The organism is Prosthecodimorpha staleyi (genome assembly GCF_018729455.1).
Classification (GTDB): Bacteria; Pseudomonadota; Alphaproteobacteria; order Rhizobiales; family Ancalomicrobiaceae; genus Prosthecodimorpha; species Prosthecodimorpha staleyi.
In genome coordinates this window covers 330,472-343,281 of the sequence record NZ_JAHHZF010000007.1, presented here as the reverse complement: position 1 = coordinate 343,281, position 12,810 = coordinate 330,472, and the positions used below count along the sequence as shown (strand labels likewise).

Genomic DNA, 12,810 nt, shown 5'->3' with positions numbered 1-12,810 from the left:
GGTCATCGCCCGCTGAAGACGGGCTTGCGGCCGGACCGGATGGCGTCGATCGCCTCGGCATGGTCGGACGACCGGCTGCTCAGCGCCTCATAGGCCATGAGCATGTCCATCTGCTCTTGCGCATAGGCGCGGAGCTTCCTGTTCAGGGCGATCTTGGTGTAGCGAATGGCGCGTGTCGCACCGCCGACCAGGCGGCCGGCGAGCAGAGCCACCTTGGCATCGAGCTCCGCGGCCGGAACCACGTGGTTGATCAGCCCCATCTCGCGGCCTTCCTGCGCCGAAATCAGCGCGCCGGTCAGCAGCATTTCCTTCGCCCGCATGTAGCCGACCACATAGGGGAGGATCACGGCGGCGCCGTCACCGGCCACGAGGCCGGCCCTGACATGGGTATCGCCGAACCGGGCCGTCTCGGACGCCACCACCATGTCGCAACACAGCGCCAAGGTCGCGCCGAGGCCGATCGCATCGCCGTTCATGCGGCAGATCATCGGCTTGGGCAGTTCCAGCATGGAGAAGACGATCCCCTTCGCCTCCTCCAGAATGGCGAGGAAGCGATCGGGTTCGTCAATCATCGATTGGAGCCAGGCGAGGTCGCCCCCGGCACAAAAGGCCCGTCCGGCGCCGGTCAGCACCACGACGTCGCAATCTTCCCGCTCGGCCAGATCGCGAAATACATGGCGCAGCTCTGCATGCATCACCGCCCCGACCGCGTTGAGGACTTCGGGCCGGTTCAGCGTGACCGTCGCGATCCGGTTCGCAACCTCGATCGTCACCGATTGATAGGTCGTCTGCGTCATGCCACCGCCCTCCCGTCGGCTGTGTTTGCGATGAACCGATCCATGTGCCAGATCAGGTCGCCGTGGGTTTTGCCGATCACCCGCAGCCGCTTGTAGATGTGGCCGACCATGCCTTCGTCGCTCATGCCCATGCCGCCATGGAGCTGGATGGCCTGACTGCCGATGAATTCGGCGCTCTGCAGCACCCGAACCATGGTGGCCGAAATCGCCCGTCCGCGGTCCAGCGGGTCCGCATTCGCCAGGGAGAGACCGCGGTAGAGGATCGAGCGGGCACTTTCCCGCCGAACCACCATTTCGGAAACCCGATGGGTCAGGACCTGGAAGTCCGACAAGCGCCGGCCGAACTGCATCCGCGTCTTGAGCTGCTCGATCGTCAGCTCAAGGGCCCGTTCCATCAGACCCAGCGCCTCGGCGGCGAGCATCAGACGGGCCGCATCGAGACCGTCGTCCAGGGCGACCGCCGCCCCGATTCCCAAAACCAGCGCATCCTCCGACAGAACGGCGCCATCGATGGCGAGATCCGCCGCGCTGCGACCGTCGACGGTCGCATATCGATTGAGCGCGCTTCCGGAGCCATCCGCGGTGACATGGAACAGGGCGGTGGTGCCGTCGAGATCGGCGGAGACGAGCAAATCGTCCGCGATGGCGCCGTCGATGACCACGATCTTGCGCCCCGACAGCCGGTACCCGCCGGAGACCCGCACCGCGCGCGTGGCGACGGGCGGAAGACCGGTGACGCCGCCGGGTTCGTCGAGCGCCACGGCGGCGATCCTTTCGCCGGTGGCGATCCGGGCAAGCAGGCTGCGCGCCGCGGAGCCAGACGGCGCCGCGGACAGCAGCCGGGCGGCCAGCACGGCGGAGGTGGCGAAGGGAATGGCGGCGAGATGGCGCCCGAGTTCCTCGGCGGCGAGCGCAGCGTCGGTCAGGCTGCCCCCCAGCCCGCCGTCGGCCTCGGCAACGAGAAGTCCCGGCAGGCCCAGTTCCGCGAGGCCCTGCCAAAGCGATCGCGAGAAGCCGTTCGGCATGCGCATGATCCGGCGCGCCGCTTCGAAATCCTGCGTCTCCGCCAGATAGCGCCCGATGCTGTCGCGCAGCAGGGCCTGCTCTTCGGTCAGTGCAAAGTTCACGGACCTCCCACCTTTCCTTCAGCGGCCGGCAAAGAGTTCGCGCGCGATGATCTCGCGCTGAATCTCGTTGGTGCCGGCGTAGATTGTGGTTGCCCGGAAGAACAACTGCCGCTCCACCACGCCGACCGCATGGTCGGCGGCATCGCCGGGTCGTTCGTTGGGCCGATCGGAGGCGGCGGCGATGGCCGCCATGGCTTTCGCGCCGAGCAGATCCGCGGTGAGATCCGCGATGCGTTGCTGAATTTCGCTGCCGACGATCTTGAGGGCCGAGGCCGTGCCCTGGCTCTTCGCGCCGCCGGGGGTCGCGAAGAGTTCGCGCAGCACCGACCATTCCAATGCGGCCAGATCGATCTCGATTTCCGCGATCCGCTCGCGGACGGTCCGCATTTCGGCCAAAGCAATGCCGCCGCGGGTTTCCTTCAGGGCGATGGTGCGCAGCAGGGCCAGTTCACGCTTGGAGCGGGGCACCTGAGCGTTTGTGACCCGCTCGTGGCCGAGCAGGAACTTCGCCTGGTCCCAGCCCTGGCCGACGCGGCCGAGTACATCGCTGGCCGGCACCCGGACCTCGTCCAGGAAAACCTCGTTGACGCTGTGGCCGCCATCGATGGTCACGATGGGGCGGACGGTCACGCCGGGCTGGTTCATGTCGAGGAAAAGGATCGACAGACCGCCCTTCTGCGGCCGCAGATCCGGGTCGGTGCGGGCGAGGCAGAACATCTTGTCGGCGAAGTGAGCCTCGGTGGTCCAGAGCTTCTGGCCGGTGATCACCCAGCTGTCGCCGTCGCGGACCGCGCGGGTCTTGAGCGAGGCGAGATCGGACCCGGATGACGGTTCCGAGAACCCCTGACACCAGAACACGTCGCCCGACAGGATGCCCGGAATATGCTCGGCGCGGTGGGCCTCCGAGCCGAAGGTGTAAAGCAGGGGTCCGATCAGACGCAGGCCGAAATAGCTGAGAAACGGGGCGTCCGCCGCCGCGCATTCTTCCTCGAAAATATAGATCTGCATCGGCGTCCAGCCGGTGCCGCCGAAGGCCTTGGGCCAGTGCGGGGCGACCCAGCCCTTTTCGAACAGGATGCGGTTCCAGCGCACCAGATCGTCCTTCGGCGTGTGGACGAGGCTGCGGGTGCGGCGCGCGATGTCGGCCGGCACGGCATCGCGCAGAAAGGCCTGCACCTCCGCGCGGAAGGCCTTGTCCTGATCCGTGAACTCGAACTCCATCTTGCGTTCCCACGATTTGGAGGAGCGGACCGCGCATCCCTCGCTTGTCGCCGACGGTATGGCGACAGGATCGGTCCGTCAACAGTTTTCGAATTTTAATTCGATTTCGATTTTATGCACGCGCCGCCGCCTCCGGCGCTCTGGCGCGAGGCGTCAGTGGAAGGTGCGGCCCCCATCGGCAACCAAGGTGGCGCCGGTCACCACGCTGGATTCGTCGCCGGTCAGGAACAGAATGGCTGCGGCGATCTCCGCCGGTTCCGCGATGCGCTGCAGGGCGTAGAGCGCCTTGGCGCGGTCCGCGAGCCGGTCCGGCTCCGGGTGCCAGTCGGTCACCATCCGGGTGCGCGTCATGCCGGGCGCCACCACATTCACCCGGATCGTGGGGCCCAGTTCCGCGGCCCAGACCTTGGAGGCCACGGCCAATCCGCCCTTGCTCGCCCCATAGGCGCCCAGATCCGGATAGGGCACGATGGCCGAGCCGGAACTCACATTGACGATGGTCGCCGAACGGGCCGCCTTCAGATGCGGCAAGGCCGCCCGGATCACCAGAAACGGTCCGGTGAGGTTGACCGCCAGCGTCCGGTTCCAGAGCTCGAGCGTGGTGTCCTCGAGCTTGGCGACCGGAAAGATGCCGGCGGCATTGACGATCCCGTCCAGCCCACCCAGCGCCGCTGCGGCCGCCGCCACGGCGACCTGAACAGAGTTCTCGTCCGAGACGTCGGCGCCGAGGAGCACGGGTTCGACGGCCGTCGCGACCGTCTCCAGCGCGGGTGGCGCGTCCCGGTCGATCAGCGCAAGGGCCGCGCCCTCGGCGGCGAACAGTTCGGCGGTCGCCCGTCCGATTCCCGAGGCGGCGCCGGTGATCAGGATGCGCCGCCCGGCGAGACGCCCGCTCATCGTGCCGTCTCCGCCTGGAGCTTGTCGCGGATGATCGTCCTGAGGACATCCTTGCGCACCTTGCCGACGCTGGTGCGTGGAAATTCCGTGACGATCTCGATCCTCTCCGGGATCTTCTGCATCGCCGTGCCGGCTTCGACCAGGTAGCTTTTCAGGGTCTGCAGATCGACCCGCTGCCCCTCGCGGGGGATCACGAAGGCGCAGGCAGCCTCGCCGGTCCGCTCGTTCGGCATGGCCACGATGGCGATGTCCTCGATGGCCGGATGATTGAACAGGATGTCTTCGATTTCCTTGGGGCTGATATTCTCGCCGGCGCGAATGATCAGGTCCTTCTTGCGGCCCGTCACCGTAACGAAGCGACCCTCGGAGATGCGGCCGAGATCGCCCATCTTGAAGAAGCCGTCCGGGTCGAAGGCATCGGCGTTGTCCTCGGTGCGCGCATAGCCGAGGAACATCTGCGGCGCGCGCGCGATGATTTCCCCTTCCTGTCCGGCCTCGACCGGCGCACCCGATTGCGGATCGACGATGCGCGCCTCGGCCAGCCATATCTCGCCGTCGGTTGTCGCGCCCTGTTCGATCATACTGCGGCTGTTGACCCCGGCGGTGATGCAGGGGACCTCGGTCGACCCGTAGATGCGCGAAGGAATGCAGTTGGGGAAGACCTGCGCCGCTTCGCGGACGAGGTCGGGCGGCACCTGCGCGCCGCCGCACAGGAAGAAGCGCAGATGCGGCAGGCTCTCGCCTTGCCGCTTGGCCTCATCCACCAGCCCTTGCAGAAAGATCGTCGCCGCCACGATGCCGTTTACCTGGCGCCGGCGCATCATGTCGAGCGCCAGCGGGATGTCCCAAATGTCGAGCATGACCGTGGTGACGCCGACCGTGAAAGGCAGACAGAGCGAGTAGAGCGCGCCGGTGACATGGGTCACGGGCGAGGGATTGAACATCACGTCGCGCGGGGTCAAAGAAAGATGCGTCAGCCGCATCCGGTTCTCGGCCTGCAGGGAATTGTGGCTGTGCAGGACGCCCTTGGCGCGTCCGGTGGTGCCGGACGTGTACATGATGATCTTCACCGCATCCGGATCGGCGCCCGGCAGCGGCGTGGCCGGATCGGCCTCGGCCAGCAAGCCTTCATAGCCGATGAATTCGTCTTCGTCGTCGCGCAGGACCACCACGTCGACCGGCCGCGGCAGGCGCGATCCCAGGCGGCGCATCATGTCCTTGTAGTCGAAATTGCGAAACGAGCCCGGAATGAAGATGAGCCGGCTGCGCGAATCGCCGAGCATGAAGCCGACTTCGAGGTCCCGGTAGATCGGCACCAGCGGATGCACGACCAGCCCGGCCATGGCGGCCGCAAGGCTGATCACCACCGTCTCGTACCAGTTGGGCAACTGGAACGAGACCGTATCACCGGGCCGATAGCCGCGCTGGATCAGGGCGCGGGCGAGGCGCTGCGCCTCCGTGTAAAGCATGCGCACCGTGAAGGTGCGCTCCCGCTCGATGACGAGGACCCTGTCCGGATCGCTCGCCATCATCGCCTCGGCATAGTCGGCGATGGTCTTGTCGGCCCAGGCGCCCTCCGCCTTGAGCTGGGACGCCCTTTCGGAATCCCACCGGACCGACCAACCGCTTACGTCCTGACGCATCGCCTGCAGTCTCCGCCTTACTTGAACTTGAACTCGACGGCCTTGCCCGGCGTCGGCGCTTCGATCACATCCGCTCCCGCGACCCGGACGAAATCGCCGACCTTCCATCCGGCATCCGAGCCGTCCAGATCAAACTTGACGAAGTTCACGTCCAGGACCGCCTGATGATCCTCGGCCCGGAAGGTGCGGCGGCCCTTGGCGGTGTCGAACGACAGGCCTTCCAGCGCCTTCACCACCGCGGACGCATCGGCTCCGCCGGCCTTCTCGATTCCCTTGGCGTAGGCGATGACCGCAGCGTGGCCCTGCTCGACATAGCCGAGCGGGAACTTGTCCCCCGTCTTGGACACATAGGCCTCATAGAGCTGGCGGCCAAGCGGGCTGTCCTGGTAGCCGCCGAAGTACCAGTGCATGGCGGTCCAGAAATTCGGCACCATCCGCTTGCCGAGCGCCTTGGGAACGTTGAACTCGTTGGCCCCGTCGGCGATCACCTTGAACTTCCGGTCGAGGCCCATGCCAGCATACTGAGACAGCAGCGTGACCGCATCCGCCCCGTTGGTATTGTTGAACAGACCCTCCGAGGGGGTTCGGGCAAGGCTGGTCAGCTGCGTCTTGAAGTCGGTGGCGCCGAACTTGGTCAGGACCGGTTCTGCGATCTCGACTTTCGTCTTCGCGATCTCCGGATAATATTGCTTCAGACCATCGACGAAGCCGTCCCAGGACTGATGCCCATAGGCCGCATCCGGGAAGATGCCGGTCCATTTGGTGACGGTCGGATATTTCTGCGCCATCACATGGGCGAGCGCCCGGTAGCGCATGTAGGAATTGTCGCTGATGCGGAAGTAATGCGGAACGAACGCTTCGTGGGTGAGGCTGTCCGCAATGGCCGCGCAGGAAATCAGCGAGGCGTTGCTTTGCTGCAGCATGGGCATGATGGCCAGGGCCACGGCGGTCTGGATGGCGCCGAACATCAGCGTCACGCCTTCGCCGACCAGACCCTGCGCCTGTTTCACGGCTTCCGGCCCCGCCGCCTTGTCGTCGCGGGCCACGATTTCAAGGCGCCGGCCCAGAACGCCGCCGGCCGCGTTGATCTGCTCGGCCGCGATCTGGGCGCCGAGCAGCATCGGCGCGCCGAGAATTTCCTGCGCGCCGCTCAACGGCCCGACGAAGCCGAGCCGGATCGGCGCGCCTTGCGCCCAAACCGGCATGAAGGGTGCGCCCGCAACGCCCGCCACGGCGAGGCCCGATATGCCCGACAGCAACTGCCGGCGATTGAGACCCTGCATCGAAACTCCTCCCAGATACGTCGTTGTCTGCTTCTGTATTCCGTTCAGCTCCACCAACGGCCGCCATTGACGATCAGGGATTGGCCGGTGATGTAGCGACTTTGATCGCTGGCAAAGAAAACCACCGCATTGGCGATGTCCTGCGGTTCACCCGCAAAGGCCATGGGCGTTTCTTTCAGATACTGCTCCCAGATCGGCAACCGGTCGGCCGCGGCGGTTCGGATCGGTCCGGGGCAGATGGCGTTGACGTTGACGTGAAACGGCGCCAGTTCGCGGGCGAGCGCCCGGGTCAGGCCGATGACCCCCGCCTTGGCGGCGGCATAGTCGGCGACACCGAGCGAGCCCATATAGGCCGCTTCCGACGCGATGGAGACGATCTTGCCGCGTCCGCGTTCGCGCATGCCCGGAACCACGGCCCGGCAGCAGGTCATCGTCGCGGCGAGGTTGAGCTGCAGGATGAAATCCCAGGTCTCCGGCTCGGAGCACCAGAATTCCGAAGCCCGCTCGCGCGCGCTCTGCCCGACATTGTTGAGCAGGATGTCGACCGCTCCGAGATCGCGATCGATCTGGGCGAAGGCCTCCTGGATGGCCGGTCGCTGCAGGCAGTCGACCGTCATCGGATGGGCCTTGCGTCCGAAACCCAGAATGGCGTCGGCGACCTCGGCCAGCGCCGCCTCCTGGATGTCGATCAGAACCAGGTCGGCCCCGTTGCGGGCCAGATGAAGGGCGGAGGCCCGGCCGATGCCGTTGGCAGCCCCCGTCACCACGGCCAGCCGGCCGCTCAGATCCGTATGCGTTGCCGCCGGTGCGATCATGCCCGTGTCGTCTCCCTTCAACCCAGCAACCCGCCGTCGACGGTGTGGACTGCGCCGGTGCAGTAGGACGCCTCGTCGCTGAGCAGGAAGGCGACGAGGGCCGCGACCTCGTCCGGCCGTCCCGTTCTGGCGATCGGCCGGCCGGACGCGCCCCATGGACCGGCGCCCGCCGTCCCGGCCAGAGTGTGGAACATGGGGCTTTCGATCGCCCCGGGAGCGACCGCATTGACCCGAATGCCAAGCTCGCCATATTCGGCCGCGGCCGATGCGGTCAGGGCCACGACCGCACGTTTCGAAGCCCCGTAGAGCGACCGATCGGCCCGTCCTTTCAGGGCGGCGACCGAGGCGAAATTGACCAGGGAACCGCCCTCGCCCTGCTCGATCATCCGCCGCAGGACATGTTTCATGACCAGGAACACGGCGCGGACATTGACGCGATAGACGGCATCGAAATCCGCAACGTCGAGATCGACGATGCGGCCGGACCGGCCCAGAATGCCGACCGCGTTGGCCAACAGATCGACCCGGCCGAAGCGCGAAACGGCCCCCGCGACACAGTCCGCGACCTCCGCCTCCTCGGCGAGATCGGCCGCGATGGTGTGCAGGTTTCCGCCATCGCGGCCGGCCAGGAGATCGGCAAGCGCGGCCGCGTCGCGATCGACCGCCACCACCCGGCACCCCTCCGCCAGGAGCCGATCCACCACCGCGACGCCGAGCGCTCCGGCGCCGCCCGTCACAAGGGCGACGCGTCCCGACAAACCCTTCAAGGCCATAGCGCTTCCACTCCGGTTGCGGTGCGGCGGCCGCGCCTGCCGCCCCGATCCGCGATCATTCGATCACGAGGGCCTTGCCGGGCGTCGGGCGCCCGAGCAGATCCGCACCCGGCACCTTGGCGTGGGCCGAAACCTGCCAGCCCGGTTCGCCGTCCTTCGGACCGAGTTTGATCACGTTCACGTCGGCCACGACCTGATGGTCTTCCTTGCGGAACTTGATCCGACCCTTCGCGCTTTCGAACTCGATCGATTCGAGCGCGCCGATCACAGCATCGGTGCCGGTCTGCCCGGCCGCCTTGATGGCGTTGGCGAAGGCGTTCAACGCCATGTGGGCAGGGCCGACATAGCCGCTCGGCATCTTGTCGCCGGTCCGTTTCACATACTCTTCGTAGAGGTCGCGGCTCGCCTTCACGTCCATATAGGCGTCATAGTACCAGTGGGTGCCGGACCAGAAATTGTCGGGCAGGTTCTGCTTCAGCACCCGAGCGAAGACCAGTTCGCCGCTCAGATCCATGAACACCTTGATCTTGCGGGTGAAGCCGAGCGGCCGCGCCTGCGTGATCATGGTCAGGAAATCTTCGCCGGTCAGGGACTGATAGATGCCCTCGACCGGCTGGCGCATGACGGCCGAAATCTGGTTCTTGAAGTCGATCGCCCCGAACTTGAACAGCACCGGCTCGGAAATCTGCGGCGGCTTCTTGGCAAGCGCCGGATAGAAGGTCTTCAGCCCGGCCGAATAGGAGCGCCACAAGGCGTGACCGAACTCGACGTCCGGCAGCATCCCGCCCCATTGGGTCAGATCGGGATATTGTTCCGCCGCCAGCCGGGCCTGGGCCTGGGCGCGCGTATAGGCGCTGTCGGTGATGCGGAAGAAATTCCGGTTGAAGGATTCGTGCGTCAGCGAATCCGCCACCGAGCCGATGGTGATCAGCACCGACTTGGAGTCCGGCATGATGCCGGCAATCGCCAGGGCCGACGGGGTGTTGAGGCCGCCGACGAAGAGATTGATGCCTTCGCCCATCAATTCCTTGGCGGCGGCGATGGCGGCGTTCGGGTTCGCCTTGTCGTCCCGGAAGACGATCTCGAGCTTGCGGCCGAGAAGCCCGCCCGCCGCATTGATCTGATCGGCGGCGATCTGGGCGGAGAGCTGGCAATCCGGCGCGTAGGTGGCCTGAGACCCGGTCAACGGCAGAAGGACGCCGATGCGGATCGGGCCGCTGCCTTGAGCGAGAACGCGGCCGGGCGCGCCGAGCGCGGCGGCACCGAGACCGGCGGCACCGGCCAGAAGGCCGCGGCGGGAAATGGTTGCGGACATGGTCGACCCTCATGTCGGGCGCTCATCGGCACCGCGGGGGTGGTTTCCTCAAGGGGCCGTTCTTGAGCCGACGCCCTCGACCGAAACTCCATCACAGCATGGCCGGGCTGTCAATTTTTTTGAATTCGATTTCGAAATATAATTTGTGCCGGCCGTCCGGCTGGATACCCCCGATTTCGGCGCCGCGAACGGCGCGCACGGGTGACCGCCCTTGGCGGGAATGCTTTCAGTGACAAGCGGTTCCGGGGATGGCCTGGCCATCTCTCCAGCGGCAGGACCGGGGCGCTGGCGGCCCGGCAACCCAGCTTTGCGCGACGCGGGTGGCGCGGGCCATTCAGGCATCCCGGCGGATCGACCCGGCGAGGCCGGACTCGCGGGCGGCCCGAAACGCCTCGCCGACATGGGACAGTTGGTGGGTGTCGAAATGCGCGGCCAGCGCGGTGCGGAAGCCCTGGGCGTCGAGCGTCCGGTTGATGGAGCGTTTGACCAGGCGCAGCGCGAATGGCGGGGCGGCAGCGATCCGCGCGGCGAAATCCAACGTCCGCGTCTCCAATTCGGTGTCGGGCACCACCAGATTGACCATGCCGGCGGCCTCGGCGGCATGCGCGGTCAGGCGCGAGCCGGTATAGAGAAATTCGCGTGCCTTGCGCGAGCCCAGCACCCAGGGATGCACCAGCACCTCCACGGCGGCCGCGCCGAGCGAATGGCAAACCGGATCGGCGAAGAAGGCGGTTTCGCTGGCGACGATCAGGTCGCACATATTGGCGACCATGAAGCCGGCGGCGATACAGGCGCCGCGGATTTCCGCAATGACCGGCTTGGGATGGTCGAAGATGCGCAGGCAGTAATCGTAATAGTATCGGGATTCGAAATCCCACCGTTGCTCGACGGTGAAATCAGCCCGCTCGGCCTGAGCCTGCTTCAGATCGTGGCCGGCCGAGAAATGCGCGCCGGCCCCGGCCAGAATGACCACCCGGACCGCGTCATCGTCCGCGGCCGCCGCAAAGGCGGCGTCGAGGGCCGCCAGCATCTCACGATTCTGGGCGTTGCGTGCCTCCGGCCGGTTCAGAACGATGCGCAGAACGGCATCATGGCGCTCTGTCCGAATGAAGTCGGTCATGGTGTCGTCCCCTCCTGCGCGATGGCCGGGAACGATAAGGCGCCAAGAGGCAGCAGGTCAATTTTCGAAATTGAATTCTTTTTCGAGTTCACGCCCGGTCCGCGAGCTCCGTCGCCGGTCGCGGACCGACGCCGTCAAAAAGCATCCGGACCGCCTGATCGGCAATCTGGTCGACCGACATGCGGCCGGGTTTGAACCATTCGATCGACCAATTCATCATGCCGAGCAGAAGAAGCCGCAGAACGGACAGATCGACATCGGCCCCGATCACGCCTTCGGACCGGGCCGCCTCGAAAAGTTCGCGCCACAAGCCGGCGTTGCGATCGAGCACTTCCAGGAAATGACGCTGCACCTTGTCGGGCAACTGGTCGAAAATTTTCATGTGGGCGGACGTATAATCGTTGTCCGAGAGGACAATTCTGAAATGACCGTGAATCGCAGCGCTGATTCGGTCGCGTGCCGAGGCCCCGCTGGGAAGTTCGGCCATGGCATTGGTTACGTAGAGCGCCGTCTTTTCGTTGGCGATGCGCAAGACTTCAAAGACAATGGCTTCGCGCGAGTCGAAATAATAATAGATGCTGCTTGTCTGCGTACGCGACTTGCGGGCGATATCGCTCAGTCTTGCATGAGCGTAACCTTTTCGGCGAAAGACAAAAGCGGCCGCATCCAGGATGCGCTGGCGCGTGGCTTCGGATTTCTTCAGCGCGGGTTTCGCGGGCGACTTTGCTTTTCGGGGACGCGGCTCGCGGACCGGTGCACTATCGAGAGTCATAGGACGATTTCCAACCGTTTCGGGCCAATCCACTGGTGAAAGCAGCCCATGCTATTGCCGAGCCGGCCTCCTGTGAATGTTCAAAGCGTGACATCCGCCGGCTTGCGGCGGTAGCGGAATGCCATCATGCACGGCCTTCACGGCGGCCAGTCGGGCGCGAAGGTCATCGGGCATCGGTTTGGCCGAGGGCGGCGCCATGCGCACGTGGATGGTCACGAATTCGGCAATGGCCGCGAGGAAATCTCGATCGGCATCGTGGATTTCGAAGGCGAGATGCAGTCGCTTGTCATCCAGATCGGCCACGCGCGTCGTCACCAGGAGCCGAGTGCCAAGCTTCAACTCGCGGAAGTGGCGGATATGGGACTCGAGAACGAAGTTTGATTCCCCGGTCCGCTCGCGAAAGGCTACGCCATAGTCCCACAGATCATGGGCTTCGAGCGCTGCATTCTTAACGGCCAGAAGATAGTAGCACGCGTTCATGTGATCGTTGCCGTCGATCCAATCCGGTCCGACAGTCAAATAGGAGCGCGGCATCCCAGTCTCTATGTGCACGACCGACTCCGTGTCTTTCGCAAGGGGCTGCCGAAGGGAATGCGCGGGCCGGGGCCGGGATAGGAAGGGCAGGATCGCGCGGACGGCCCGGCCGGCCTGAAAACCAACCGAGTCTCCGTCGGACCTTCTTGTCCCTCGCGGGCCCGGGCTCAGCGCGCTCCCCTGCCGAACCGAGAATTCGGTAGACCGCCAAATGGCGCCGGTCAATAAATTAGATTCTGAATTCATTTTCGATAAGCGGGATGTTGCATCGACGGCCCGCGGACGACGACGGCGCCCCGCCGTCCGCTTCGGCCTCCGGATTCGAGGGTGAGGTTCGGGCGGAATGTGTCTGGGCGAGCCGCGCCGTGCCGGCGAGCAGGAGCGCGCGGACGCCGCGGGGCTCGCCGTGTCGGGGCGATTCGGGATACCCTCCGACATCGGGACGGTCCGCCGGAGCGGTGTCCGGCCAGACGGAACCGGTCGCCGTCCGAGGTCGGGCCGAAGCCGATTGCA

General features: G+C 65.7%; 12 protein-coding genes. All 12 read right to left on the bottom strand.

Annotated features, from left to right (window positions below; all coding sequences use genetic code 11):
* Positions 1-2: 2 nt before the first annotated feature.
* Positions 3-797, bottom strand: coding sequence for an enoyl-CoA hydratase/isomerase family protein (locus KL771_RS16175; RefSeq protein WP_261969573.1), 795 nt, complete (start codon positions 795-797; stop codon positions 3-5).
* Entirely contained in the window at positions 794-1,924 is a 1,131-nt protein-coding gene (locus KL771_RS16170; protein ID WP_261969572.1) for an acyl-CoA dehydrogenase family protein, read from the bottom strand. Before KL771_RS16170 ends, KL771_RS16175 begins: the two co-directional genes overlap by 4 nt.
* 18 nt (positions 1,925-1,942) lie before the next feature.
* On the bottom strand, positions 1,943-3,145 hold the full coding sequence (locus KL771_RS16165; protein WP_261969571.1) for an acyl-CoA dehydrogenase family protein: 1,203 nt from the start codon (positions 3,143-3,145) through the stop codon (positions 1,943-1,945).
* Positions 3,146-3,298: 153 nt separating this feature from the next.
* Positions 3,299-4,042: an SDR family NAD(P)-dependent oxidoreductase gene (locus KL771_RS16160; protein ID WP_261969570.1), complete on the bottom strand. Its 744-nt coding sequence runs from the start codon at positions 4,040-4,042 to the stop codon at positions 3,299-3,301.
* Positions 4,039-5,685 carry an AMP-binding protein gene (locus KL771_RS16155; RefSeq protein WP_261969569.1) on the bottom strand — a complete coding sequence of 549 codons (1,647 nt, stop codon included), beginning with the start codon at positions 5,683-5,685 and terminating at the stop codon, positions 4,039-4,041. The genes KL771_RS16160 and KL771_RS16155 overlap by 4 nt, the downstream gene beginning before the upstream one ends.
* A 17-nt stretch (positions 5,686-5,702) precedes the next feature.
* Positions 5,703-6,968, bottom strand: coding sequence for an ABC transporter substrate-binding protein (locus KL771_RS16150; protein ID WP_261969568.1), 1,266 nt, complete (start codon positions 6,966-6,968; stop codon positions 5,703-5,705).
* Positions 6,969-7,012: 44 nt separating this feature from the next.
* The gene (locus tag KL771_RS16145; RefSeq protein WP_261969567.1) at positions 7,013-7,783 is read right to left on the bottom strand and encodes an SDR family NAD(P)-dependent oxidoreductase; all 771 of its coding nucleotides are present in this window, start codon (positions 7,781-7,783) and stop codon (positions 7,013-7,015) included.
* 17 nt (positions 7,784-7,800) lie between these two features.
* Positions 7,801-8,556: an SDR family NAD(P)-dependent oxidoreductase gene (locus KL771_RS16140; RefSeq protein WP_261969566.1), complete on the bottom strand. Its 756-nt coding sequence runs from the start codon at positions 8,554-8,556 to the stop codon at positions 7,801-7,803.
* Positions 8,557-8,611: 55 nt separating this feature from the next.
* Entirely contained in the window at positions 8,612-9,871 is a 1,260-nt protein-coding gene (locus KL771_RS16135; protein ID WP_261969565.1) for an ABC transporter substrate-binding protein, read from the bottom strand.
* 334 nt (positions 9,872-10,205) lie between these two features.
* The gene (locus KL771_RS16130) at positions 10,206-10,991 is read right to left on the bottom strand and encodes an enoyl-CoA hydratase (RefSeq protein WP_261969564.1); all 786 of its coding nucleotides are present in this window, start codon (positions 10,989-10,991) and stop codon (positions 10,206-10,208) included.
* 88 nt (positions 10,992-11,079) lie between these two features.
* The gene (locus KL771_RS16125) at positions 11,080-11,763 is read right to left on the bottom strand and encodes a TetR/AcrR family transcriptional regulator (RefSeq protein WP_261969563.1); all 684 of its coding nucleotides are present in this window, start codon (positions 11,761-11,763) and stop codon (positions 11,080-11,082) included.
* Positions 11,764-11,814: 51 nt separating this feature from the next.
* Positions 11,815-12,297, bottom strand: coding sequence for a thioesterase family protein (locus KL771_RS16120; RefSeq protein ID WP_261969562.1), 483 nt, complete (start codon positions 12,295-12,297; stop codon positions 11,815-11,817).
* Between the last annotated feature and the right edge of the window lie 513 nt (positions 12,298-12,810).

Bases quoted from the DNA above. Each gene is read 5' to 3' on its own strand.
- KL771_RS16145 (WP_261969567.1), bottom strand. From the start codon at position 7,783: ATGATCGCACCGGCGGCAACGCATACGGATCTGAGCGGCCGGCTGGCC.
- KL771_RS16155 (WP_261969569.1), bottom strand. From the start codon at position 5,685: ATGCGTCAGGACGTAAGCGGTTGGTCGGTCCGGTGGGATTCCGAAAGG.
- KL771_RS16150 (WP_261969568.1), bottom strand. From the start codon at position 6,968: ATGCAGGGTCTCAATCGCCGGCAGTTGCTGTCGGGCATATCGGGCCTC.
- KL771_RS16160 (WP_261969570.1), bottom strand. From the start codon at position 4,042: ATGAGCGGGCGTCTCGCCGGGCGGCGCATCCTGATCACCGGCGCCGCC.
- KL771_RS16140 (WP_261969566.1), bottom strand. From the start codon at position 8,556: ATGGCCTTGAAGGGTTTGTCGGGACGCGTCGCCCTTGTGACGGGCGGC.
- KL771_RS16120 (WP_261969562.1), bottom strand. From the start codon at position 12,297: ATGCCGCGCTCCTATTTGACTGTCGGACCGGATTGGATCGACGGCAAC.
- KL771_RS16165 (WP_261969571.1), bottom strand. From the start codon at position 3,145: ATGGAGTTCGAGTTCACGGATCAGGACAAGGCCTTCCGCGCGGAGGTG.
- KL771_RS16135 (WP_261969565.1), bottom strand. From the start codon at position 9,871: ATGTCCGCAACCATTTCCCGCCGCGGCCTTCTGGCCGGTGCCGCCGGT.
- KL771_RS16130 (WP_261969564.1), bottom strand. From the start codon at position 10,991: ATGACCGACTTCATTCGGACAGAGCGCCATGATGCCGTTCTGCGCATC.
- KL771_RS16125 (WP_261969563.1), bottom strand. From the start codon at position 11,763: ATGACTCTCGATAGTGCACCGGTCCGCGAGCCGCGTCCCCGAAAAGCA.
- KL771_RS16175 (WP_261969573.1), bottom strand. From the start codon at position 797: ATGACGCAGACGACCTATCAATCGGTGACGATCGAGGTTGCGAACCGG.